The sequence below is a fragment of the Hathewaya limosa genome (assembly GCF_030815255.1).
Taxonomy (GTDB): domain Bacteria; phylum Bacillota; class Clostridia; order Clostridiales; family Clostridiaceae; genus Hathewaya; species Hathewaya limosa.
On record NZ_JAUSWN010000014.1, the window covers coordinates 42,293 to 65,468 of the forward strand.

Consider the following 23,176-nt stretch of genomic DNA (forward strand, 5'->3'; position numbering starts at 1 on the left):
TTTAATTAAGCCGCCTTTTATTTATATAAAACTTTTATATCCCAATATGTTCAGTATTATCTTAAGTTTTTAACCGCATCATATATCATTTGAATAAATTTTTCTCTATCGATATTAAATGCAACGTCCGCATTTTTCTCTTTCTTTGAAATGTCATTATAATCAACAACTGTAGCCCCTAAGGTAAATTCACCTTTTGTCTCTATTTCTACATGACACTTTTTAGTCTCTATAATGCTTGGATCTATAACATAAGCTACTGCACATGGATCATGTAATGGCGCCCCTTTAAAACCGAATCTTTCGTCTTTATGAAAAATTGCAAAGAAATCTAGTAATTCAGCAACTAACTTACCTGTAGCATTACTTAAACCTCTAAACTTCTCTATATCTTCATCATAAACCTGAGCCTTATGTGTAACATCTAATCCACACATTACAATTGGTACCCCTGATTTAAATACTACATCTGCTGCTTCCGGATCAACAAGTATATTAAATTCAGCTGCTGGAGTCCAGTTACCCCCATCTGCTGCACCACCCATAAGAGATATTCTTTCTATTTTATCTCTTAACTCTGGATATGTTAATAAAAATGTAGCTATATTAGTTAAAGGTCCTGTAGGAATCAAAGTCACCTTTTCTTCACTATTTCTTAAAACATCTGCAATTACATCTACAGCTCTACGCTCACTAGCCTTAAAACTTGGCTCTGGTATATATGGTCCATCTAGTCCACTATCTCCATGAACCTCTGGTGCTATAATTAAATCCCTCATTAAAGGTTTTAGTGCCCCTTGTGCAACCTCTATGTCATCTCTACCTAAAAAACTTAAAACCCTTAATGCATTGTTTAAAGTTTTTTCTGGTGTTTGATTTCCAGCTGATGTTGTTACTGCTTTTACATCGATTTTTTCATTTCCTAAAGCCAACATTAATGCAATGGCATCATCATGTCCTGGATCGCAATCCATGATAACAGGAATTTTCTTCATAAGTTCTTCCCCCTAATTTTCTTTCTTTAACTTCTTTACTTTTTTAGATTTTTTTCTAGCATATACTACAAGTCCGATTATTGTAGCTATATAAGGTATCATTTGTACAAGTTCTGTTGGTATCTTCATAGATTGTAAAGAATTTGAAAGTGCATCTGCACAACCAAATAATAAAGATGTTAAAAAAGTTCCGATCGGTGTTGCTCCACCCATGGCCTCTGCTGCTAAGGCGATAAATCCTCTACCTGCAGTCATATTCTTAGAAAACCATGATACATATCCCATTGACATATAAGCTCCACCAAATCCTGCAAGCATTCCACTTATAGCAAGAGCTATATATTTTATTTTAATTACATTTACGCCGACTGAAGCTGCTGCATTTTCATTTTCACCAACTGATCTTATTCTTAATCCTAAAGGTGTCTTATATAGAAAATATGAAACTAAGCCAACAGCTATTAATCCTATATATGTAAGAACATTATGTCCTGATAAAATTGGTCCTATTACTGGTATTTTATTAATTATAGGTATTACTATCTTAGGTAATACACCACTCTTTAGCGATGTTGATATTCCTTTATCTTGCGCAACTATATATAATAAGAAGATTGTTCCTCCTGCAGCCATTAAGTTTATAGCTATACCTGTTAATATAATATCTGATTTTAAATTTAGAGAGAAATAAGCCATAACAATACCTATTATTCCCCCTATTATAACAGCTGCTAATAAACCAATCCATACACTGCCTGTCCCTGCGCTCACAATAACGCCTATTAAAGCTGAAATAAGCATTATACCTTCAAGAGCTATATTAATAACTCCTGCCTTATCTGATATTAATGCACCTAATGCTGCAAATAATATTGGGGTAGTAACTCTTAAGATGGAATATCCAAAACCAACTGAAAATACTATATTAAAAAATTCTTGCATCTTAGTTTTCCCCCTTTGTTCCAGTTGTAGTTTCTGTATTATTTGCTACACTTGTAGCATCTTTAAATGTTCTTTTTTGTTTCCAATAAGATAAGAAACTTTCTGCAGCTATAAGCATAATCATTACACCTTGAATAATTGATATAACTTCTGATTGAACATCTGTCATTCTAGACATTAAATCAGCACCTACTCTTAAATAAGCTAAGAATATTGCTCCAATTGGTACTAACAGTGGATTGTTCCTAGCTAAAATTGCAACTATAATACCATCCCAACCATATCCCGGTAATGATTGCCATTGGAATCTTGAATACATTCCTAATACCTCTGTAGCTCCACCAATACCTGCAATAGCTCCACCAATTATTTGTGATAATATTATTACTTTAAATGTATTTATTCCTGAATAATGAGCGAATCTCTCATTTTCACCTGTCATTCTAATTTCATATCCCCACTTAGTTCTATAAATAAAGAAATAAGTTAAGATAATCATAGCAACTACTATTATTAATCCTGTATGTACTCTCGTTTTTGGTATAAGTCCTGAAGCTAATTCTGCAGTTCTGTGGAATTTTAATGAAACCATTGCTCCTGCATCTGGATCTCTTAGAACATTATTTATTATAAACATTCCTAAATAAAGGAAGATATAGTTAAGCATTAATGATGATACTAATTCAGTCGCCTGATATTTTGCTTTTAATATAGCCGGTATGGCACCTGCAATTGCACCTGTTACACCACCAATTAAAATAGCTACTATTGGATGAATACCAGCTGGCAATGCAACCTTGATTGCTATATATGACGCTGCTATACCACCAATAAAAAATGCACCTTCTGCTCCAAGATTAAATTGTTTAGCTTGATACATAATACTTACTGCTAATCCTGTAAATATTAATGGAATAGCCATCTCTATTACGTTACCAAAATGTCTTATTGTTTTAAGCGGTCCTACCAAGAATGCATTAATTGCAGTCATTGGTTCTTTACTTACGCTAAATATAATTATAAAAGCCAATAGTAGAGATAATCCTATAGCGACTAGGGTTCTTATTACCTCATACATCATATTTTTATTTTTCATATATAGCCCTCCTAATTTCCTCTGGAGATTGCTTTTTAACACCTAGCATATAAAATCCAAGCTCCTCTTCTGTTACTTTAGAAGCATCTTCAAAATATGCAGTAATTTCTCCACCATACATTACAATTAAACTGTCACTTAGTTCTAATACTTCATTTAAATCTGCTGAAACTAATAAAATTCCTTTTTCTTCATCTCTTAGTTCAACCAATTTTTTTCTTATAAATTCTATTGCTCCGACGTCTACACCTCTAGTTGGTTGGTCTGCAACAATTAGTTTAGGATTAGAAGAAAACTCTCTTGCGACAACAACTTTTTGAATGTTACCACCTGATAATCTTCCAACACCTTGATATGGTGAATTACATTTTATCTTATAATCCTTAACAAGCTTTTCTGCTAATTCTTTTATTTTACTCATCTTAAGTAAAAACTTACCATTTAATTCTTTAGAATCATATTTATCTGAAATAAGATTTTGTTCTATGCTAACATTTCCTGCTACACCGTATGTCATTCTGTCTTCAGGAATATGGGATGTTCCAAGATTACGAATTTGTTTTATATTTAATTTGCTAATATCATTACCATCCATATTTACAGATCCTTCATGAAGCTTCTTCATACCTGTAATAATTTCAACTAATTCCATTTGTCCATTGCCCTCAACTCCAGCAACTCCAACAATTTCTCCCTTACGAACACTTAACGAAATATTTTTTACTATCTTTTTACCTGTTTCATCATAATATCCTAAATCTCTAACTTGTAAAACTGACTCTTTAGGCTCTGCCTTTTTCTTATCAACTTTTAGTACTACATCTCTTCCTACCATCAATCTAGATATATCTTGTTCTGATATTTTAGAAACATCATGCACTCCCATGAATTTACCATTTCTCATGATTGAGATTCTATCACAAATTTGCTTTATTTCTTTTAATTTGTGAGATATAAAGATCATAGTATGACCTTGTTTTTTTAGGTTAATTAATTCTTCAAATAATTCTTGTGTTTCTTGTGGTGTTAAAACTGCTGTTGGCTCATCAAGAATTAAAATTTTTGCGCCTCTTAAAAGTGCCTTTAAAATTTCAACTTTTTGTTTCATTCCAACTGGAAGATCTTCAACCTTAGCCCTTGGATCAACATGAAGATTGTATTTTTCAGATAACTCCTCAGTTCTTTTAATAGCCGTTTCCAAATCTATCGAAATACCCTTTTTAGGCTCAGCTCCAAGAACCATATTTTCAGCTACAGTTAAGGATGGAACTAACATAAAATGTTGGTGTACCATACCAATACCATATTTAATAGCTGCATTTGGAGAAGTAATATTAATTTTTTCGCCTCTTAAAAATATATCTCCCTCTTCTGCTTGCTCAATACCGAATAATATTTTCATCAAAGTTGACTTTCCTGCCCCATTTTCTCCCATTAAGGCATGAATTTCTCCTTCTGTAACAGAAAAATTAATTCCGCTATTAGCAACGATACCATTGGGATAAACCTTGGTTATATTTTTCATTTCCAACAATTCTTTTCCCATGTAACTCTCACTCCACCCTATCTCAATAAATTATTAGATAAAGGGTACATTTTTAATTTTCATTAATTAAATGTACCCTTTTTAGTTTTTAAATACTATTTAACAGAATTTCTTAATTTGTTTAATTCATCTGTAGACATACCAAATGCTGAATCAACTTTCATTTCACCACTTGCAATTTTTTGTTCTATTGTATCCATTTCTTTCTTAACATCATCTGAAACTAACTTATTATAGTATTCATTTTTAACTATTTCCATAGCTTTATCTTTAAGTCCTAAAACTTCTTTTTCACCAAGTTTTAATTTTCCTTCTTTATTTAACTCCATAGCTCTAACTAAAGTATTATCAACTCTTTTTAAAACTGAAGTTGGTATTAAATTTGATTTAGCTTGATCCTTATCTTTAAATAACATTGCTTGGTCTGAATCAACACCAATTGCATATTTTTTAGCTTCTTTAGCAGCATCTAATTGTCCTAGTCCTGCTTGTCCAGCAACGTTGAATCCGATATCAACACCTTGGTTATATTGAGCTAATGCTAATTCTTTAGCTTTTGCTGAGTCATCAAAAGTTCCTATATAAGAAACCGCAACTTTTGCATCTTTATCTATATATTGTGCACCTTTAATATATCCTACTAAAAAGTCGTTAATAACTGGAGTATCCATACCACCTAAGAATCCGATTTTCTTTTCTGGGTTAGCTAAAGGCATTTTTGAAGTTGTAATTCTAGTAGCTAATGCACCTGCTATAAATGATGCTTCATTTTGTTTATATTCTATAGAGTAAACATTTTTTAAGTCACCTTTTGAATAATCAACGCTAGCATCAAATATTATGTACTTTTTCTCTGGGTACTTAGGAGCTACTTCTTCTAAGTACTCTTTCATTTGCCAAGTACCAACAACAATAACATCATAATCTTGTTCTGAAACATCTTCTAATGATGGAAGCCATTTACTTTGGTCAAATCCCATTTCAATTGTTTTTGTTTCATATCCAAATTTTTCTTTGATTTGTTCCATACCTTTGTTAGCAGAGTCAAAGAATGACTTATCTCCTAAATTACCATTAAGTAGACACGCGATTTTTAATTTTTTATCTCCTGCTGGATCTTTAGAACTTGCTGCTTCTTCCTTACTACTACCGCATCCAGTTAACACTAATGAAAATGTCATTACTAGAGCTAATAAATAAGTTAAAAACTTTTTCATTATTTTATTCCTCCTAAAGTTAAATGTATTTTTTCATTATTAAGACTTGTCTTAATAATGAAACGGTTAACTTAACATTATTATATACAAAGCATCAGAATTTTTAAAGTAGTTTTAATTTTTTTGCAGAATTCTGTTGTATTATTGAGTAATTACTAGATAATTTAATATAATCGCCTTTTATTTTTTTATTTGTACTATACTGTTAAATAATTAATACACAAAACATCATTACTTTATTTATATTTTATCACATACTTTCTAAAAACCTCATTTTTTGAATTTTGAAAATTATTTATTTTAAATTGTAAAATATCCGCTATTTTAAAGTCTTTGCAAGTATTTTATTTAAATTTCTAAATATTTTTTCTTGTTTTTCTATTTTATAGCGGGTACATTTTAGACCATAGCGGGAACGTTAAAAACACACATCTTCAGCAGTGTGCTATACTAAAAACAATTTGTATATCACATTTCTTGTTTAGACTAACATTTTTAAACTATTATTATATTTTTTTAATGCCAATTCCATAATAGATAATTATTTTTATAGAAAAAAGCCTTTTTTCTTATAAAACCTTAAGAAATATCTTGAAAAATATTACATACTTTTTTATCATATACTTAAAGTCTTAGAATCGGGTGATGATTTATATGAAAAAAGTCGGTAAGGTTTTAAACATAGAAAAAAATAAGGTATTTATAGTTACTAAAGATAATGAATTCTGTATATTAAGAAGGAATTCCGTTAAACCAGTAAAAGGACATGTATATGCTGGTGAATTATATTCAAAAACACCTTTTTTTAAAAAAGTTATAATTTCATTAGTTTTTGTTATTATTTTATTTTTAAGTATTCAAGGCTTTAGATTTTTTAAAGTTAGCTCTAGTTTTATTATAGATATGAATTCTTCCTTTAAACTAACTGTTAATGATTTAGGTATAATAACAAACATAGAAGGAAATAACTCTAAGGGTAGAGAAGTTCTAAAAAATTTAAAGATAAAATATACTTCATTAGATAAAGGTCTTTGTTGTTTATTAAAATCTACTATAGAAAAAAAATACTTAACTAATACACATGAAGATAATACTGTTACCGTTTTTATATTAAAAGGATCTGAAAAAGATATTTTGCAACTAAAGGAATTCGAAACCTTATATAAAAATTTAGATTTGACATTAAACACAAACAATTATGGAAATGGAACTATAAGATAACTTATTTTTGTTATATAAATACATTTTCTGTGATTAAATTGTTAATGTTTCAAAAAAACTGTGGATAATAATCAATAATCCACAGTTTTTTTAGCTTTATATATATTTTTTTAAATTTAGAACTAATTTTTAACTTTAATTATCCTTTTATTACTTTTATTTCCTTTTAAATTTTAATAAATGCTTTTAATTATCCACATTATCCACAGTTTTGTGGATAACATGTGGACAACCTTTATTTTGATTTATTCTCTTTTTAAAGTTTTTTAATTCTTTTTGAAGTTTTTCATAACTTTTCTAAATATTTTGAATGCATAGTGTTATAATATATATGCATATATGTCTTATAATTTACTTTGACTATTTTTATTATATTTAAAATAAATTTTATTTATTCTATTTAGAATGTGGTTATTTAAAGGGGGATAATATAATGAAAGGGAAAATTATTCATGTAAATTTTAAACAATCAAAATTTAAACGTAAGATAAAAAAATCTACTTATATTTTAAAAGAACATATATTTTCATTTTTTCATGTAAAACAAAACTTTCATAAAAACACAAAACATAAACAAAAACAAATATATTAAAAAGGTATCCTCTAAAATTAGTTATATCTTAGACTAAAAAGCTATGTTAAACAAGTTTGGTGATTATAGATAGTTATATACCCTATACTTAATCACCAATTTGTAACATAGCTCCTTTTTATAAGTAATATTATTGCCTATACAACTTTCTTTAACTTTTAATATGCATATCACCATACAATTTATCTTTCCAAGTTACCACTTCAATTTTTACTAATTAAATATTCCTTATGTTTAAAAATATAAAAGCATCCTATTAAAATTAATAAACCAATTATTAATGCAATTACATTAAAACCACCATCTACTACATTAAATGCACCTTCAGGTATATAGTTTTCTAACATACAAAATGTATTATTAACAAAATGCACAAGTATACATGGTAATAAAGATTTACTTTTACAATATATCATTCCTAAAATTATACCTAGAAAAACTCCATTAGTACTTTGTACTACATTAAAATGCATTATTCCAAAAATTAAGGAAGATACACCTACAGCTATTACAGGTTTATTTTTTATTAAAAGCTTGTCTAAAATTACTCCTCTAAATAACATTTCTTCGAATACAGGAGCAACTATACTTGCACTCAAAAAACATATTATAGGATATTCACTAATTTCCTGTAATAATTCAGGTAGAGTAGCATCTTTAAATAGTTTATAAATCAAAATTCCTAAACTATTTGAATATGTAACCACATATCCAAGCCATAAAAAAATTATTAGTATATACCCTATACCATTTAGAGAATTTGTAAATCTTCTTTTAGTTTCACAATCATTTTTATAATATTTCTTTAAAAAAATAACATACGTTGTAACATTGCATAAAATTATTATCACATGTTTTAAAGCTACTTGATTATTATCTCCATTTACTCCTTTAATAAATATTATACCTACAAAAGATATTAGAGTTGAAAGTAAAAAAAATTTTAACATACAAAAGGCACTCTCTTTTATTGTAAATCCCTCTTCTTTTAATAAAGCATTATTTTCCTCCATATTTATTTCCCCCTTAATTAATAAACATTATACAAATTAATCATCAACTTATTTAAAAATTAAAACCTTAATTGATAACATTATAAGTAAACAAAAACAACGTAAGTTTATTAAAGACTAAAACAATAACTAAAAATTATTTATTAGATTCTTTAATCATTTACGTTGTTTTCGTATGCTAAAATATTATATTTTTTTCATAAGTTATAAATATAGTACTTAAACCTTAACTTCTAAATATTGCTGATTCTTTACTAAACATATATCTTGCAAAGAATATAGACGCTAATATATACACTACTATCCATGCTAATACTATTGCAATATGTGTATAATTATAAACTCCTACTGTAAGTTCCTTTAAAATAACAGTAACATTATATATTGGTATATTTAATGTTAGCATTGATACATTCTTAGGATCTATCATATAAGATGCAAATCCTATAAATCCTACCATTGTTAATGGTGTTAAATAAGTTTGCGCTTCCTTAAATGATCTTGCATATATACTAATTGCTAATGCCAATGAACCAAATACCATTGTAAGTGCTACTGTTAGAACTCCCATTAATGCAAATGCTAAAGGTGATAATCCAAAACCACCTTTCATTCCCGCAAACATATTTGGGGACATCTTCATAGAAATGATCAATCCACCTAAGAAAGCTAAGGTAGTTAATATACCCATTACTGTAATTGCTAAAAATTTACCCCAAAGTAAAGACATTCTACTAGCTTGTGTAGTTAATAACGGTTCTAATGTACCTCTTTCTTTTTCTCCTGCCCCTAAATCCGTAGCTGCCGCAATAGGTCCTGATGCCGCAAAAATTATAAGCATCATTGGTAACATCATAGATAACATAAATTTACCCATGCCATCACCATCTTTATCTATAGTCTTAGTTACAACATTTACTGGTGTTAAAATAGAATTATTTATTTTTCTTTTGCTTAATCTTTCTCCAACTACAGTTTTTGAATACTGTTCTATACATGAATTTATTGCTTGCATAGCAGTATTAGATTTACCACTTGTATTATCATAAAGTATATTTATATTCGTTGGTTTTTCACTTTCAATATCTTTATCCACATTGGCTGGAATTTCTAATGACAAAAGTAATTTACCATCTTTAAGTTCGGCTTCTCCATTTTCTTGCTTTACTACCTCTATATTTTTTTGAGATTTTATGAACTGACCTAATTTACTATTTTCTTTATCTATTAAAGCGATTTTCATATTCTTTTGTACATCTTTAACTTGACTATCCATACCTTTTCCCATTATTCCAAAGATAACAGGATATAATAAAAGTGGTATAAGTATAGATACTATTAACGTTTTCTTATCTCTAAATAAATCCTTTAACTCTTTTTTAAATACTATAGATGTTATATTCATTATTTTCCACCTACCAATCTCATAAATATCTCTTCCATATCATTTTCTTTATATTTTTCTTTTAATCCTTCAATGGTACCCTCTTCAACTATTTCACCTTTATGGATTATAATTACTCTATCACATAGTCTTTCAACTTCTTGCATACTATGACTTGAAAATAAAATTGCTTTATTCTGCTTTTTACATCTTAGAATGAAGTCTTGAACTATTTTTGAAGAAGTAACATCAAGTCCTGTTGTTGGCTCATCAAATAACATAACAGAAGGATTATGAACTATAGAACGAGATATTGACACCTTTTGTTTCATCCCCCTTGAAAATTTACCTACTCTTCTATTGATATATTCACCCATGTCAAAGATTTCAGTTAGATTTTTGATACTTTCTTCACGACTTTTTTTATCCATACCATTAAGCTCTGCAAAATACTCTATATTTTCTTTTGCTGTCAACCTATCATATAAACCAACATCTCCACCAAAGAGTATTCCTATGTCACCTCTGACTTTTGAGGAATCTTTGATTATACTATTTCCATTAATAGTAGCATCTCCCCCTGTAGGTTTAATCATAGTAGCAAGCATTCTTAAAGTCGTTGTTTTACCTGCACCATTTTCTCCTAATAATCCAACAATCTCTCCGTTATTGACTTCAAATGAAATTCCCTTTACAGCGTCAACTTTTTTAAAGGATTTTTTTAAATCATTTACTTTTATCATACCCCTCACTCCTTTTATATAGAAATTATAAGTCTATTTTATTAACGAATACTTTACATATAACATAAGACAAATAATAAACTAAAATACTTATTAATGCTATCATTCCTAAAACTAATAAAGGATTACCATTCCCTTGTAATGAACTTGTCAATTTATTTATTATATTTTCAAAAAAACTACTACCTATTCCTGCAAAAAAAATCACAATAAAAATTATAAAAGAATTAGCAATACTTAGTTTATTCTTTTTTAATATAAACTGTATAGGTATCAAGATAGTTAAAATTATAAACGAGGCACTGATTCCACAAAAAACTATGTTCATAATGAACTTTATATTTACACTACCAACACTATAAATTTCACTTATTATTAAAAATATTATACTTATTACTATAAAACTTAAACTAATAATTGTAGCCAGTATATATTTAGCCTTTATTCTATTCAGTCTTGTTATAGGCAAACTTTCTATTATGTTAATAAAATTATTTTTAATATAAATAGTAGACAACGCAACTATCCACAACATAGTAAATTGAGCAATCCAATATCCTATAAAGATTGATGCATCTCCTTTTCCCATAAAACACATTATTGATGGTCCTACTAAAAAAAGTAATAATAAAAAAATATATCTTTTATATTTATACATCATCAACAATTCCATTTTAATTAATTTTTTTACTTCACTTTCCATCAAGTTCCCCTCCATATTATTTATGTATTTTAATATGCACCTTTATAAGTTAATGAAATTCCCTATTATTAAAGATATAGCGAGAACATATATAAGATATACTATATATTACACAAATTGTTAAAACAAGCATATTAAAATGATTTAAAAGAACTCCCTCAAGGCTTTTAATTTTATAAAAACCCCCTGATAAAATTCCTATAAGTATGGATTGAAAACCTACTTTTACAGTAAAACTTATACTACTTGCATATAATGGAAGTAACAAGCTTATATTTATCATACTTACTATTAACACAATTTCAAGATGTCCATTATTTAAAACATTTTTTTGTTTTCCTAAAGCTATATATACTAAAGCATATACACCTATAAATATAGCCATATTTATTAATGGAATTATATATTGTCCAAGTATAATATCTTTTCTCTTTATGGGTAATATACCAAACATTGTTTGGCCCTTAAATTTACTATTATCTTGATACACTGGTATGCTTAATACGAAAAATAAAATCATTTCAAGCAAGCTTATTATTGCATCCATAGGAAGTTTTAAAAACAAAAAGAATAAAACTACTAACATTATACTCCATATTTTAATACTTTTTAGAAAAAAGTTATAATGAAATTGTATATACTTAAGAATCATGATCTTACCTCACTTCCCTAGTATAATTCACCATAATGTCTTCTAAACTTGCTTTTTCTATAATAACTGAATTTCCCAAAAGCTCATTTACAACTCTCTTTTTCTTTGTTAAAGCTTCAAAACCAAAAGCATTTTCTTTATATCCTATTAACAGACTTTTGTCCAACCTATGAATATCTCCTTTATTTCCCCTAACCATACAATAATTATCATCAATCTCTTCTTTAGACTTAGAAAAAACTATTTTACCATTCTCAATAAATGTTATATAATCTGCTATTTTTTCTAAATCACTAGTTATATGAGTTGAAAAAAATATTCCTTTATTTTCATCTTCTATTAAATCATGAAGAATTTCTAATATTTCTCTTCTAAAAACTGGATCTAGTCCTGCTGTTGGTTCATCCATTATTATTAATTCAGCTTCATGGGATAAGGCAATAGCCAAAGAAAACTTTGTTTTCATTCCCTTAGAAAGCTTTCTTATTTTTTTCTTTGGATCTAAATCAAATAACTTTAAATATTTTTTAAAAGTATCCTCATTCCATTTAGAATAAAAGGGCTTAACTAATGCTTTCATATTTTCTATATTTAATTCTTCACAATAAAAATTTTCATCATAAACAAAACCTATCTTATCTTTAATTTGTACTTCATCTTTTATGTTGTCTAGTCCAAAAAGTTTAATATCTCCACTATTTCTTTTTATAAGATTCATCATAGCTTTTATAGTAGTACTCTTTCCTGCTCCATTAGTCCCTATAAACCCCATAACATATCCTCTTTCCAAAGAAAAACTAACATTATCTAATTTAAAATCCTTGTAATTCTTACAGAGATTCTTTACTTCTATAATATTATCCACTCTATACAACCCCCTTTTTCAGATTTATATAAACATTAACTACTCTTCGTATAATAGTTTAAGAATTTCAAAAAGCTCTTCTTTATTTAACCCTAACATTTTACTTTCTTTAATTATTTCGACTAACTTTAACTCTATCTCCTTCATCTTTTGCTCCCTTATAAATTCTTTATTTTGAGAGGATACATAACTCCCTTTTCCCCTTATAGTTTCTATAAATCCTTCTTTTTCTAACTCCTCATATGCTCTCTTTGTTGTAATAACACTTATATTTAACTCTTTAGCAAGATTTCTTATAGAAGGTAAAGCCTCTCCTGCTTTTAATTGTCCTTGAATTATTTGCCCTTTTATCTGACTAACTATTTGTTCATAAATAGGACTATCCGAGGAATTGGAAATAATTACATTCATTTTTTTCCTCCTCTTTAATATATTTATTTACTGTGTATATTTTGTATATATTGTATATATAGTATATACACAGTATATGCACATTTCATGAAATAGTCAATAAAAAGTTTATAATTTTTTCTAAAATTCTATTTACTTAGATTAAAGATAATTTATTCTCATTTAGATAAATCATAAACAATCATAAAGTGTATTCTTCAAAAACTATCTTTTATACAATTTAATTTTTAATAATTAAAATTTTATTCTATATCTGTATATGGTATACTTTTATTTGTCATAATAATTTAATAATACTTTGTTAACATAGGAGGTACTATTTTATGCGAATTGGCATGGGATACGATGTTCATAAACTTGTAGAAAATAGAGATCTTATTTTGGGTGGTGTTAATATCCCTTATGAAAAGGGTCTACTTGGCCATTCTGATGCTGACGTTCTCTTACATGCTATCTGCGATAGCCTTTTAGGGGCCGCTGCCTTAGGTGATATAGGAACCCATTTTCCTGATACTGATAAGAAATACAAAGGAATTAGTAGCTTAATTTTACTAGAACATGTTGGAACATTAATAACCAATAAAGGCTATAAAATTGGTAACATAGATGCCACTATAATAGCTCAAAAACCTAAAATGGCATCTCATATTACTATAATGAGACAAAACATATCTACTGCATTAAATATAGATATAGATAAGATCAATGTTAAAGCAACAACTGAAGAAGGGCTAGGTTTTACTGGGGAAGGCAAAGGAATATCTGCTCAATGCATAAGCCTTTTAGAATAGCATTTAATATTCTATAAAAAGGGTTAATTTATACCCTTAACTGTAATTGTATTGTAACTACTTGTAAATTAATATAGTGTATAATTCAATTATAGATATAGAATATTAACCCTATCCCTACTAATTTTTATTATAATAAAACATGATCTTAAAAACTATATTTTATTAGTCTAAGATTGTGTTTTATTATATTTTTTTATTTTAGGGAAAATACGGAGGTTTTTATGAAAATATCTAAAAAGAAAAAAAATACTATTAAAATGATACTAATCATTTTAGTTTCTATATGTATTTTATACTGCGTTCAATGGATTTTAGGAAAAATTTTTTCGCTTTCTTTTAATACCTACACTAATACAGATGAAGAAACCTCTATGGTTTCTATAAGTGATGAAGAGAAAAAGATTTTATATAAATTTGAACATATGCAAAATGAACAAATAAAAAATATACAACTTATAAATTTTATAGAGAATAATATAAACTCTTTTTCTAAATCAAACTCTTGTAAATTAATATATTCTTACATACAGTATCAAAAACCAAAAATAACATATATACAAAAATTTTTAAATTCCTCAGATAATAAAAGTATATTACTTTCTTATATTAAAGATGATGGATCAATCGGCACAAGTGTACAATCAATTAAAGAAGTAAATTTAGAAAAGATAAAATCTATAGAAAAATCTTCGCTTAAAGATTATATTAAAGAATTATATCAAAGTGGATACAAAATTATTTATGATGGATATAATTTTATACCTTTAATAAATTTTTCATATTATATAGATAGATTTTCTAAATCACTTTCCTTGGGAACTAAATCTTACTTTGAATTAATGACTAAGGAACAACTTCTTAAGCTTTCCCTTAATTATACACAAATCATAGACTTTTTTAAAATTGAAGATATTATTTTACAATTTGAAAATTATATAAAGCAGAACCCAAATTCTTTTAATCTTGAAGAAACTAAGGATACTTATTGTAATTATATAAAATTATATACTTTAGGATCAGATAAATTCAGAACCTATGATAAAAATAACATTCTTTTGCCTGAACTTAGAGAAAGATATGAATCCTTAATTTACTCAAATAAAGACGGGAAATTAAAAGATTTAATAAAAGGACTTATGGACATTTTACAAACAAGTAATTATTCATTAAATAACAAAGTAGAAGATTATATATTAGATAATTTAAGAGAAATTCTTCGCTAAAAATACTTAATATAAATTAAAATCTCTATAAAAAAACGTCCTAAATTTAATATAACTTAGGACGTTTTTTTATTATATTAGCCTCATTTAGCCTTTACATTATTCTTAGTTAATTCTATTAAATATTTCTCTGTATCATACATTTTTAATTCTCTCTTTCGTGCTAACCTCATCATTTCTTTAACTCTCTGCACTTTTTTGTAATCTTCCTTTTCAAGACTTATTCCCTTGTCTATTTTTATTAAAATTCTATCTAAACTTCTGTAACTCATTCCTAATGCAAATTCATCAGTAATTCCAGGGATTAAATCCGGTGAAGGTTTCTTTAAAATTATTTTCTCTGGGATCTTTAACTCTTTAGCTAATTTATAAACGTCTACTTTATATAAATGAAGTAAAGGTTCAATATCTGTAGCATCATCCCCCCACTTTACATAAAATCCAGTTAAGTATTCGGTTCTATTTGTTGTTCCTATAACAGCATAATTTCTTCTTTCGGCTTCAAGATACAAATAACACATTCTAATTCTGTGTTTAACCCTGTAAGATGCTATATTAGCTAGAAATTCTCTATTACCACTATTACTTAAATCATCCAAAAAAGCATCTTTATTAGGTAGGGTTTTCAATTTTCTTCTCACGTATCTTTCTTTTATCCTACTAGTTAATAAAAAAGAAGGTAAATTTATTGTATATGCATTCATTGCCTTGATAGCCTTTGTTATAGAAATTTTTTTATAAGAAATACCTAAATGCTCACACACTAAAATAGAATCTTTTATTGTATCCTTGGAAGAATCCCTTTCTGGAAGTAAAACTCCAAAAACCCTGTCCTTGCCTAAAGCATTAACACACAATGCTGCTACTACAGCGGAATCTATTCCTCCACTTATTCCCACTACAACACCTTTATATCCATACTTTTCTATAGTATCTTTTATAAATTGCTGTAAATTTTGCTTCATACAAATCTCCCCATAATAATGTTATCCTATTATTATATGAATCTTTATATGTTATGGGTATTAGTTATGTATGATTTGAAAAATTAATGTTATTTATTTAATAATTTCTCTACATCACTTATTCTATCTAAAATAATATATTCTTCATGCTTATCTATACCTAGTCCCATTTTATATATCTCTAATGCTTTATCCAAATTTAAAAGTTCACTTTTAGAATTAACGATAGAGGATAACCAATATACATCTCCCCATTTAAGAAATGGCCATACAGAGCTTTTATAATTATTTGTACAATTTTTAAATAATTCTTCACTTTCTTCTATATAATTTGTTTCAAAATTTGATTCAGCCTCCGCAAGTTTCATAGACATAACTATAAATTCTTCTGTTCCACCTAAAAGTTCATAAAACTCTCTACAATATATAGCCCTCTTAGAAAAATATTCTTTATTTTCTATGCCTGCATTTTCTAATTCCATTTCTAAATCTTGTACCCAATTGGTAAGTGTTTCAAAGCCCTCAAATTCATCATCTAGTTCTTCTATATTAACAATTTCTTTATCTTTTATAAGCTTTTTTAACTCATCCCATGCGTCTAACCATATATCACACGCAGTACAAACATCCTGTTGTCCTAATTTTTCATATCCTTCTTTTATTAATTGATTTATACGCTTCATATACTTCCTCCTAAATTGTTTATATCCTTAATTTACTCTATACTGTATATTACCATAAATTCTTTAAGTTTAAAATTTCATTATATATTTGTATACTATAGATTTTTACCATAAAATATACTAAAATATACATTGAGCTTTAAAATTAGTTTAAATATTCTTATAATTTTCACTTGTATTATGAGAATTTCATTTAAAAATATAACATAGGGGTGATTTATATGTTTAAAGCAGCATATATCGATAATCTTTATTCACTAATGAAAAAAAACAACCTTGATGCAATAATCATAGGTCCATCTGATGACCTTGAATACCTTCTACATTATACACCTGCTCCAGATGAAAGATTCCAAGCACTTTTCCTACTACAAGATGGTAGATATTTTTACGTTACTCCTGAATTAACTTATGAAGAAGTTTCTCTTAAACTAGGTAATGATGCAAAATATTATATTTGGAGCGATGGAAACGGCTTTGTTGATAGTGTTGTACAAGGACTTAAGGATTATGGATTAACAGGTAAAAACATAGGTGTAAATTGCACTATAAGAGCTATTAACATGCTTGATATAGCTGAAAAATTTGACTGTAAATTCTTTAACGCTCATAGCGTTTTAGAACAATTTAGAATTGTAAAAAGCGAAGAAGACATAGAAAAAATGAGAATTGCAGGTAAAATGGCAGATAAGGTTATGGAGGAATTATCTAAATTTATTAGACCTGGTATAACAGAAAGAGATATAAAAAATAAAGTTTTCAGTGTATTTAAGGAATTAGGTGCAGATGGTATTTCTTTTGAACCAATTATCTCTTCTGGTCCAAATAGTTCAATGCCTCACTATACTGGCGATTCAAGAGTCATTGAAGAACAAGATATTATAATTGCTGATCTTGGATGTAAATATAAAGGTTATTGTTCTGATACCTCTAGAACATTCTTCGTAGGAGATATTACAGATGCCCAAAAAGAAGCTTATGCCATAGTTAAAAAAGCTCATTGGGATGCTGAGCATTATGCTAAGGCAGGAGTTACTTGTGGTTCAGTAGATAAAGTAGCTAGAGATATTATCAAAGAATCTGGTCATGGTCAACATTTCCTAAATAGAACTGGCCATGGTATAGGATATAGTGTTCACGAAGCTCCTTATATTAAAGAAAATAATGAAATGGTACTAGAACCGGGTATGGCATTTAGTATAGAACCAGGTATATATATCCCTGGAGAATTCGGCATGAGAATAGAAGATATAGTTGTCATAGATAAAGATGGAAATCCTGAAATATTAAATAATTTTTCAAGAGATATAATTATAATTAAATAAATTTAATTATATATACCTAAAAATAGCTGTTTTTAAAAATTTTTTTATTTTTGATGCAGCTATTTTACTTTTAATATACCTTAAATCTATAATTATATATTTTTTATTAACATACAACTATTGATGTGTTTCACATTGTGTAATATATAGTAAAATTTCTAATTATTCAAATTATTTTTGAAGTTTCCTAGTTATTATAAATGTCCTGTGTTATTATAATATTACAAAGCAATATTTAAGAGGTAAAAAGTGTATAAAAAAAATTTATGCTTATTACTATGTTTTTTAGTTATTTGTATATTTTTATTTGGTGGTTGTTCATCTTCTAAAGAAATTAAAGCAAAAAAAGAAAATTTAATTATCTATTCTAAAGAAATTAAAAATCTTAGATTAGAAGAATCAAAGATTTTTGATGATTATAATAGTGTTACTGGAGAAAATTATACTAATGATAAAAGTGCACTAATTATTCTAAAAAAATTAATTATACCAAATTACACATCTTATCTGGAAAAAGTCAAAAAAATTATTCCTACTAATGATGAAATTCAAGAATTGCATAAAATTTATATAGACTACTGTACTAAAATATTACTTTCTTTTATTAACTTTAAGGAATCTTTAGAAGAAAAAAATTCAAATAAATTAAAAGAAGGTAGAAAAAATTTGAATGATGCTCAAAGAAACTTAGAACGGTTTCAAAAATCACTAAATAAAATTTCTTCTAAATATAATATACAACTTTCTTAAAAAGGAGGTGATTTAATATGCAAATGCTTATTTTTGTTTTAAATAATATAGATCTTTTAGAAGATGTCTTAGCAGAACTTACAAAACAAGACATTAAAGGTGCCACAGTAATAGATAGTACTGGAATGGGTAGAGTTTTATATGGCTCTAGGAATGATTCCATACCAATCTTCGGTTCTCTTAAAATGATTTTAAATAATCAAAGACCTTTTAATAAAACTATCTTTACTGTATTAAAGGATGACGAAGTTGAAATTGCAATAGAAGCAATTAAAAATGTAGTTGGAGATTTATCAAAGCCAGATGCTGGAATTCTATTCTCTATTCCAGTCAACTTTGTAGAGGGAATTAGACAGTAACTATTTAAAGGAAAGAGGGACTAAATTGAATTCTTTATTCTATGTAAGTATTATTTTACTCTCTGGTATGCTTATGGGTAAAATAGTTAGTTATATTAAGCTACCAGAAGTTACAGGCTATTTAATAGCGGGAGTACTAATTGGACCTAGCCTCTTAGGATTAGTTCCTAAACATGTCTCTGTTAATTTAAGCATAATTTCTGAAGCGGCACTAGGCTTCATAGCTTATACCATTGGAAGCCAATTTGATTTAAATCACATAAAAAAAATTGGAAAAGGTGTTATCTTAATAACCATATTAGAGGCTTCTACCGCTACCTTATTTGTAACTTTATCTATGATTTTTATTTTCAAACAACCAGTTGCCTTCAGCTTAGTATTAGGAGCGATTGCAGCCGCTACAGCTCCTGCAGCTACATTAATGGTTGTTAAACAATATAATGCAAAAGGCCCCTTAGTAGATACCTTATTACCTGTTGTTGCAATGGATGATGCTGTTTGTATTATGATTTTTGGTATTGCTACTACTATAGCGACAACTCTTTTAAGTAACAAAAATTGTTCTATAGCTTGGGAATTAATAAAACCTATTATAGAAATAATAGCATCCTTGGTTATAGGATTTATATTAGGCATAATTTTTTCGTTTATATCTAAGAAACAAAAAAATGAAGAAAAACTTTTAGTTTTAACCGTGGCTACCATATTTTTATCTACTGGAATTTGTAACAAATTAGGCTTATCTGATCTTTTATGTTGCATGAGTATAGGAGCAACTATTGTCAATATTGTACCTAATTCTACTAAAATATTTTCTGTAATAGATAAATTTACACCTCCAGTTTTTGTTGGTTTTTTTACATTAGCTGGTGTTGATCTTGATTTAACTATATTGGAGAGAATAGGTGTAGTAGGAATTGCTTATATTATACTTAGAGCCTTAGGAAAGGCATGTGGTGCTGGTTTAGGTGCTAAACTTTCTAAAGCACCTAAACCTGTTCAAAAATATTTAGGTTTTACTTTAGTTCCACAAGCTGGTGTTGCTATTGGACTTGCCTTAATTGGTGAAGAAATAATACCTTCTCCATATGGTTCAGAAATACGAACCATAATATTAGCTGCTACAGTAGTTTATGAACTTATAGGACCATTACTTACAAAAATAGCATTAACTAAGGCAGGGGAAATAAAAGTAACTAAAAAAGAATTAATAACTAAATAATTATAAAATAAAAATGACTACCAATTGGTAGTCATTTTTTATGGAATTTGATAAAGATTATATTAAAATTATTCTCCTAATGTAGCAACCATTACAGCCTTGATTGTATGCATTCTGTTTTCTGCTTCGTCAAATGCAATTGAAGCTTCGCTTTCGAATACTTCGTCAGAAACTTCCATAGCATCTAAACCGAATTTTTCTTTAATTTCTTTACCAACAGTTGTTTTTAAATCATGGAATGCTGGTAAACAGTGCATGAATTTAACTTTTGGATTTCCAGTTTTCTTCATCATTTCTGAATTGATTTGGTAATCTTTTAATAAAGCTATTCTTTGAGCCCAAACTTCATCTGGTTCTCCCATAGATACCCAAACGTCAGTGTAAAGAACGTCACATCCTTTAACTCCTTCGTCTATGCTATCTGTTACTGTAATTTTTGCTCCTGTTTTAGCAGCAACTTCTTTACATTCCTTAACAACTTTTTCATCAGTGAATAATTCTTTTGGAGATACAACTCTGAAGTCCATTCCCATTTTAGAAGCACCGATCATTAAAGCGTTAGCCATGTTGTTTCTTCCATCACCAACATAAGCAAAAGTAATTTGGCTTAATGGTTTATCAAAATGTTCTTGAATTGTTAAAAAGTCAGCTAATATTTGAGTTGGGTGATCAGCATCAGTTAATCCGTTCCATACTGGTACACCAGCATATTTAGCTAATTCTTCAACTGTTTCTTGAGCAAATCCTCTGTATTCGATACCATCGTACATTCTTCCAAGTACTCTTGCAGTATCTGCCATTGATTCCTTTTTACCTATTTGTGTTCCTGTTGGTCCAAGATATGTAACACCAGCTCCTTGATCCATTGCAGCAACTTCAAAAGCACATCTTGTTCTAGTAGAAGTTTTTTCAAATATTAAAGCTACATTTTTTCCTTTTAATGTTTGAGTTTCTGTTCCAGCATATTTTGCTCTTTTAAGATCTCTAGCTAAATCTAAGAAGTAGTTGATTTCCTTTGGAGTGAAATCCATTAAAGTTAGAAAATGTCTGTTTCTTAAGTTAAACATTATTAAGACCCCTTTCAAATTAGGTTTTATTAGTTTGTAGATGAATATCCTATAAATGAAGATATTCATCTACTTATATTATAATAGTTTATATTTTGATTTTCAAATATTTACTTCTATTGTCAATTATTATAGATCTTCTCTATAGAAAGGCATTGACATACATCTTGGGCCTCCTCTACCTCTTGATAACTCAGCTGAAGGTATAGAAAGTACATTGATGTTATATTTATCTAGTAACTCATTAGTTACATAGTTTCTTTCATAAGTTACAACAGTTCCTGGAGCTATTGCAAGAGTGTTAGAACCATCATTCCATTGTTCTCTTCCAGCAATAATTGTATCTCCACCACCACATCTAATTAATGTGATTTGTCTTCCAAGATGTTCAGATAAAATAGCTTCTAAGCATCCTTCTTCTTCTTTAGCAATAACTTCTTTTTTAGCTTTATCATAAGTTAAAGCAGTAACTTTTAATGACCCTTCAATTCCTGGGTGTACAGTAAATTTATCATAATCAATCATTGTAAATACTGTATCTAAGTGCATGAATGCTCTTGATTTAGGAATATGGATTATAAGAACAGTTTTGAAACTTTCACCAGCTTCAAATACATTTTTTGCTATTTCTTTAACTGACTCAGCATCAGTTCTTTCACTAGCACCAATAGCTAATACATCTTTGCTTAATATTAACTCGTCTCCACCTTCTACTGAAGTCTTTTGACCTCTTTGGAAGTATATGTTTGGTTTATGTTCTGCAAATGATGGATGATGTTCAAATATATATTTACCAAATATAGTTTCTCTGTTTCTTGTAACAGTTCTCATTGTGTTTAATGTTACACCACTTCCCATACAAGCAAATGGGTCTCTAGTGAAGTATAAGTTTGGCATTGGATCCATAACGAATGGATATTCTCCATAAGATTCGCTAATTCCGATGTCTTTCTTTCTTACACCAGCCATAATTTTATCTATCATTTCTTTATTTGGCATAGCCATGAAATACTTAGTTAATTCATTAATGATAGCAGCATCAGTAATATTGCACTCTGCTATAACTTCTTTAATAAATTGTTCCTTTAATTCTTTAGTTGTAAGAGATTCAGCAGCTAATTTTTCTAAGTAAAGTACTTCAACTCCATTGTTTCTTAGTACTTCTGCAAATCTATCATGTTCTTGTCTAGCTACTTTTAAGAATGGAATATCATCAAATAGTAGTCTTTCAAGATATTCTGGTACTAAATTTTCAATTTCATGACCTGGTCTATGAAGCATAACTGTTTTCAAATTTCCAATTTCTGAATAAACATGGATTTGTCTTTGTGTAGTCATGTTCAAGTGCCCCCCTCTTCTTAGGAATTATCCCTTTGTTTTTGTATTTTTTGTTTTTGTATTTTTGTAT

General features: G+C 28.1%; 24 protein-coding genes. 8 read left to right on the forward strand and 16 right to left on the reverse strand.

Features of this window, described 5'->3' with window-relative positions:
* Positions 1-56 precede the first annotated feature (56 nt).
* From rihA to QOZ93_RS08955, 5 genes are all read right to left on the reverse strand, one after another.
* Entirely contained in the window at positions 57-995 is a 939-nt protein-coding gene (gene rihA, locus QOZ93_RS08935; RefSeq protein ID WP_307355966.1) for a pyrimidine-specific ribonucleoside hydrolase RihA, read from the reverse strand.
* A gap of 12 nt (positions 996-1,007) precedes the next feature.
* Positions 1,008-1,937, reverse strand: a complete 930-nt coding sequence (locus tag QOZ93_RS08940; RefSeq protein WP_307355967.1) for an ABC transporter permease — start codon at positions 1,935-1,937, stop codon at positions 1,008-1,010.
* A 1-nt stretch (position 1,938) separates the two neighbouring features.
* Positions 1,939-3,033, reverse strand: coding sequence for an ABC transporter permease (locus QOZ93_RS08945; protein WP_111940319.1), 1,095 nt, complete (start codon positions 3,031-3,033; stop codon positions 1,939-1,941).
* A complete protein-coding gene (locus QOZ93_RS08950; protein WP_307355968.1) occupies positions 3,023-4,579 on the reverse strand; it encodes an ABC transporter ATP-binding protein in 1,557 nt (518 codons plus the stop codon). Before QOZ93_RS08950 ends, QOZ93_RS08945 begins: the two co-directional genes overlap by 11 nt.
* A gap of 95 nt (positions 4,580-4,674) precedes the next feature.
* Positions 4,675-5,796: a BMP family ABC transporter substrate-binding protein gene (locus tag QOZ93_RS08955; protein WP_307355969.1), complete on the reverse strand. Its 1,122-nt coding sequence runs from the start codon at positions 5,794-5,796 to the stop codon at positions 4,675-4,677.
* A 654-nt stretch (positions 5,797-6,450) separates the two neighbouring features.
* Here QOZ93_RS08955 and QOZ93_RS08960 point away from each other — a divergent pair.
* Positions 6,451-7,017: an anti-sigma-I factor RsgI family protein gene (locus tag QOZ93_RS08960; protein WP_111940313.1), complete on the forward strand. Its 567-nt coding sequence runs from the start codon at positions 6,451-6,453 to the stop codon at positions 7,015-7,017.
* Between the two features lie 433 nt (positions 7,018-7,450).
* Positions 7,451-7,609: a hypothetical protein gene (locus tag QOZ93_RS08965; RefSeq protein ID WP_162630310.1), complete on the forward strand. Its 159-nt coding sequence runs from the start codon at positions 7,451-7,453 to the stop codon at positions 7,607-7,609.
* Between the two features lie 203 nt (positions 7,610-7,812).
* Here QOZ93_RS08965 and QOZ93_RS08970 read toward each other — a convergent pair whose 3' ends face one another.
* The 7 genes from QOZ93_RS08970 to QOZ93_RS09000 form a co-directional block, all read right to left on the reverse strand.
* The gene (locus QOZ93_RS08970) at positions 7,813-8,622 is read right to left on the reverse strand and encodes a CPBP family intramembrane glutamic endopeptidase (RefSeq protein ID WP_307355970.1); all 810 of its coding nucleotides are present in this window, start codon (positions 8,620-8,622) and stop codon (positions 7,813-7,815) included.
* A gap of 226 nt (positions 8,623-8,848) precedes the next feature.
* On the reverse strand, positions 8,849-10,027 hold the full coding sequence (locus QOZ93_RS08975) for an ABC transporter permease (protein ID WP_422723880.1): 1,179 nt from the start codon (positions 10,025-10,027) through the stop codon (positions 8,849-8,851).
* Positions 10,027-10,749, reverse strand: a complete 723-nt coding sequence (locus QOZ93_RS08980; RefSeq protein ID WP_307355971.1) for an ABC transporter ATP-binding protein — start codon at positions 10,747-10,749, stop codon at positions 10,027-10,029. Before QOZ93_RS08980 ends, QOZ93_RS08975 begins: the two co-directional genes overlap by 1 nt.
* Before the next feature lie 25 nt (positions 10,750-10,774).
* The gene (locus QOZ93_RS08985) at positions 10,775-11,452 is read right to left on the reverse strand and encodes an ABC-2 transporter permease (RefSeq protein WP_307355972.1); all 678 of its coding nucleotides are present in this window, start codon (positions 11,450-11,452) and stop codon (positions 10,775-10,777) included.
* Between the two features lie 49 nt (positions 11,453-11,501).
* Positions 11,502-12,104 (reverse strand): ABC-2 transporter permease, encoded by a 603-nt coding sequence (locus QOZ93_RS08990; protein ID WP_307355973.1) that lies wholly within the window; start codon positions 12,102-12,104, stop codon positions 11,502-11,504.
* Between the two features lie 4 nt (positions 12,105-12,108).
* Complete coding sequence (locus tag QOZ93_RS08995; RefSeq protein ID WP_111940301.1) at positions 12,109-12,969, reverse strand: ABC transporter ATP-binding protein; 861 nt, start codon at positions 12,967-12,969, stop codon at positions 12,109-12,111.
* Between the two features lie 39 nt (positions 12,970-13,008).
* On the reverse strand, positions 13,009-13,380 hold the full coding sequence (locus QOZ93_RS09000; RefSeq protein ID WP_111940299.1) for a GntR family transcriptional regulator: 372 nt from the start codon (positions 13,378-13,380) through the stop codon (positions 13,009-13,011).
* A gap of 323 nt (positions 13,381-13,703) precedes the next feature.
* On the opposite strand from QOZ93_RS09000, the gene ispF reads away from it, so the two are divergent.
* A complete protein-coding gene (ispF, locus tag QOZ93_RS09005) occupies positions 13,704-14,171 on the forward strand; it encodes a 2-C-methyl-D-erythritol 2,4-cyclodiphosphate synthase (RefSeq protein ID WP_307355974.1) in 468 nt (155 codons plus the stop codon).
* 224 nt (positions 14,172-14,395) lie between these two features.
* Positions 14,396-15,397 (forward strand): hypothetical protein, encoded by a 1,002-nt coding sequence (locus QOZ93_RS09010; protein WP_307355975.1) that lies wholly within the window; start codon positions 14,396-14,398, stop codon positions 15,395-15,397.
* Between the two features lie 83 nt (positions 15,398-15,480).
* Here the strand turns inward: QOZ93_RS09010 and nadE are convergent, their stop codons facing one another.
* Together nadE and QOZ93_RS09020 are read right to left on the reverse strand one after the other, a co-directional pair.
* Positions 15,481-16,362, reverse strand: coding sequence for an NAD(+) synthase (gene nadE / locus QOZ93_RS09015; protein ID WP_111940293.1), 882 nt, complete (start codon positions 16,360-16,362; stop codon positions 15,481-15,483).
* A gap of 89 nt (positions 16,363-16,451) precedes the next feature.
* Positions 16,452-17,045: a hypothetical protein gene (locus QOZ93_RS09020; RefSeq protein ID WP_111940291.1), complete on the reverse strand. Its 594-nt coding sequence runs from the start codon at positions 17,043-17,045 to the stop codon at positions 16,452-16,454.
* Between the two features lie 221 nt (positions 17,046-17,266).
* Between QOZ93_RS09020 and QOZ93_RS09025 the strand changes: the two genes are divergently transcribed.
* The 4 genes from QOZ93_RS09025 (at position 17,267) to QOZ93_RS09040 (ending at position 20,701) form a co-directional block, all read left to right on the forward strand.
* On the forward strand, positions 17,267-18,370 hold the full coding sequence (locus QOZ93_RS09025) for a M24 family metallopeptidase (protein ID WP_307355976.1): 1,104 nt from the start codon (positions 17,267-17,269) through the stop codon (positions 18,368-18,370).
* 249 nt (positions 18,371-18,619) lie between these two features.
* Entirely contained in the window at positions 18,620-19,120 is a 501-nt protein-coding gene (locus QOZ93_RS09030) for a hypothetical protein (RefSeq protein ID WP_307355977.1), read from the forward strand.
* A gap of 17 nt (positions 19,121-19,137) precedes the next feature.
* The gene (locus QOZ93_RS09035) at positions 19,138-19,479 is read left to right on the forward strand and encodes a P-II family nitrogen regulator (protein ID WP_111940285.1); all 342 of its coding nucleotides are present in this window, start codon (positions 19,138-19,140) and stop codon (positions 19,477-19,479) included.
* Positions 19,480-19,504: 25 nt separating this feature from the next.
* On the forward strand, positions 19,505-20,701 hold the full coding sequence (locus tag QOZ93_RS09040; RefSeq protein ID WP_111940283.1) for a cation:proton antiporter: 1,197 nt from the start codon (positions 19,505-19,507) through the stop codon (positions 20,699-20,701).
* Positions 20,702-20,769: 68 nt separating this feature from the next.
* Here QOZ93_RS09040 and argF read toward each other — a convergent pair whose 3' ends face one another.
* Positions 20,770-21,768 carry an ornithine carbamoyltransferase gene (gene argF / locus QOZ93_RS09045; protein WP_307355998.1) on the reverse strand — a complete coding sequence of 333 codons (999 nt, stop codon included), beginning with the start codon at positions 21,766-21,768 and terminating at the stop codon, positions 20,770-20,772.
* A gap of 129 nt (positions 21,769-21,897) precedes the next feature.
* Entirely contained in the window at positions 21,898-23,106 is a 1,209-nt protein-coding gene (gene arcA, locus QOZ93_RS09050; RefSeq protein ID WP_111940279.1) for an arginine deiminase, read from the reverse strand.
* Positions 23,107-23,176 lie beyond the last annotated feature (70 nt).

What these genes read in the sequence shown, in the direction of transcription:
- rihA (WP_307355966.1), bottom strand. Translation starts at nt 995, where the DNA reads ATGAAGAAAATTCCTGTTATCATGGATTGCGATCCAGGACATGATGAT.
- QOZ93_RS08940 (WP_307355967.1), bottom strand. Translation starts at nt 1,937, where the DNA reads ATGCAAGAATTTTTTAATATAGTATTTTCAGTTGGTTTTGGATATTCC.
- QOZ93_RS08945 (WP_111940319.1), bottom strand. Translation starts at nt 3,033, where the DNA reads ATGAAAAATAAAAATATGATGTATGAGGTAATAAGAACCCTAGTCGCT.
- QOZ93_RS08950 (WP_307355968.1), bottom strand. Translation starts at nt 4,579, where the DNA reads ATGGGAAAAGAATTGTTGGAAATGAAAAATATAACCAAGGTTTATCCC.
- QOZ93_RS08955 (WP_307355969.1), bottom strand. Translation starts at nt 5,796, where the DNA reads ATGAAAAAGTTTTTAACTTATTTATTAGCTCTAGTAATGACATTTTCA.
- QOZ93_RS08960 (WP_111940313.1), top strand. Translation starts at nt 6,451, where the DNA reads ATGAAAAAAGTCGGTAAGGTTTTAAACATAGAAAAAAATAAGGTATTT.
- QOZ93_RS08965 (WP_162630310.1), top strand. Translation starts at nt 7,451, where the DNA reads ATGAAAGGGAAAATTATTCATGTAAATTTTAAACAATCAAAATTTAAA.
- QOZ93_RS08970 (WP_307355970.1), bottom strand. Translation starts at nt 8,622, where the DNA reads ATGGAGGAAAATAATGCTTTATTAAAAGAAGAGGGATTTACAATAAAA.
- QOZ93_RS08975 (WP_422723880.1), bottom strand. Translation starts at nt 10,027, where the DNA reads ATGAATATAACATCTATAGTATTTAAAAAAGAGTTAAAGGATTTATTT.
- QOZ93_RS08980 (WP_307355971.1), bottom strand. Translation starts at nt 10,749, where the DNA reads ATGATAAAAGTAAATGATTTAAAAAAATCCTTTAAAAAAGTTGACGCT.
- QOZ93_RS08985 (WP_307355972.1), bottom strand. Translation starts at nt 11,452, where the DNA reads ATGGAAAGTGAAGTAAAAAAATTAATTAAAATGGAATTGTTGATGATG.
- QOZ93_RS08990 (WP_307355973.1), bottom strand. Translation starts at nt 12,104, where the DNA reads ATGATTCTTAAGTATATACAATTTCATTATAACTTTTTTCTAAAAAGT.
- QOZ93_RS09000 (WP_111940299.1), bottom strand. Translation starts at nt 13,380, where the DNA reads ATGAATGTAATTATTTCCAATTCCTCGGATAGTCCTATTTATGAACAA.
- ispF (WP_307355974.1), top strand. Translation starts at nt 13,704, where the DNA reads ATGCGAATTGGCATGGGATACGATGTTCATAAACTTGTAGAAAATAGA.
- QOZ93_RS09010 (WP_307355975.1), top strand. Translation starts at nt 14,396, where the DNA reads ATGAAAATATCTAAAAAGAAAAAAAATACTATTAAAATGATACTAATC.
- nadE (WP_111940293.1), bottom strand. Translation starts at nt 16,362, where the DNA reads ATGAAGCAAAATTTACAGCAATTTATAAAAGATACTATAGAAAAGTAT.
- QOZ93_RS09020 (WP_111940291.1), bottom strand. Translation starts at nt 17,045, where the DNA reads ATGAAGCGTATAAATCAATTAATAAAAGAAGGATATGAAAAATTAGGA.
- QOZ93_RS09025 (WP_307355976.1), top strand. Translation starts at nt 17,267, where the DNA reads ATGTTTAAAGCAGCATATATCGATAATCTTTATTCACTAATGAAAAAA.
- QOZ93_RS09035 (WP_111940285.1), top strand. Translation starts at nt 19,138, where the DNA reads ATGCAAATGCTTATTTTTGTTTTAAATAATATAGATCTTTTAGAAGAT.
- argF (WP_307355998.1), bottom strand. Translation starts at nt 21,768, where the DNA reads ATGTTTAACTTAAGAAACAGACATTTTCTAACTTTAATGGATTTCACT.
- arcA (WP_111940279.1), bottom strand. Translation starts at nt 23,106, where the DNA reads ATGACTACACAAAGACAAATCCATGTTTATTCAGAAATTGGAAATTTG.